Origin of the sequence: Vibrio sp. 10N.222.51.C5 (assembly GCF_041474575.1) — a bacterium.
GTDB lineage: Bacteria > Pseudomonadota > Gammaproteobacteria > Enterobacterales > Vibrionaceae > Vibrio > Vibrio crassostreae_C.
This window is the reverse complement of the sequence record NZ_JBFRUJ010000096.1, coordinates 681-1,321: the sequence shown is the minus strand read 5'-3', so window position 1 is coordinate 1,321 and position 641 is coordinate 681. Positions and strand designations below refer to the sequence as shown.

The 641-nt window shown below is 44.1% G+C and carries 1 tRNA gene and 1 rRNA gene; both read right to left on the bottom strand.

Annotated elements, in window-relative coordinates:
• Window positions 1–105 precede the first annotated feature (105 nt).
• Window positions 106–196 (bottom strand) — tRNA-Ser (locus AB4558_RS21580).
• 71 nt (window positions 197–267) lie between these two features.
• Window positions 268–383, bottom strand: a 5S ribosomal RNA gene (gene rrf / locus AB4558_RS21575).
• Window positions 384–641: the final 258 nt, after the last annotated feature.

Sequence of the window (641 nt, the reverse complement as noted above, 5' to 3'; positions counted from 1 at the left end):
TTTTCCGGATTGGTATAATAGAGAGAGCACGTTAGTGCTCTTTTTTGTTTTTCTAAATAGCAGATATGAAAAAGCCCGCTGATTTCTCAGCGGGCTTTTCAATGGTGGTGGAGGGATAGGGATTTGAACCCTAGAACCGCTATTAACGGTTGCCGGTTTTCAAGACCGGTGCTTTCGACCACTCAGCCATCCCTCCAACAAATTGTCATCAACAGATTAGTACACTGCAGATGTGGTTACATGTATATACAGGTAACGATGTTTAAAGCCTGGCGATGTCCTACTCTCACATGGGGAAACCCCACACTACCATCGGCGCTATTGTGTTTCACTTCTGAGTTCGGCATGGAATCAGGTGGGTCCACAATGCTATGGTCGCCAAGCAAATTTTGCTTTTACTTTCAGTTTTTTAAAAACTGAAGGCAAAATAATCTGGAAAGCTTATCTAAAAGTTATTTCTCTTCAAACGCATTCAAGGTCTGGTACATCTTGAGTCCACAAAACCCCTTGGGTGTTGTATGGTTAAGCCTCACGGGCAATTAGTACAGGTTAGCTCAATGCCTCGCAGCACTTACACACCCTGCCTATCAACGTCGTAGTCTACGACAACCCTTTAGGACGCTTATAGCGTCAGGGAAAAC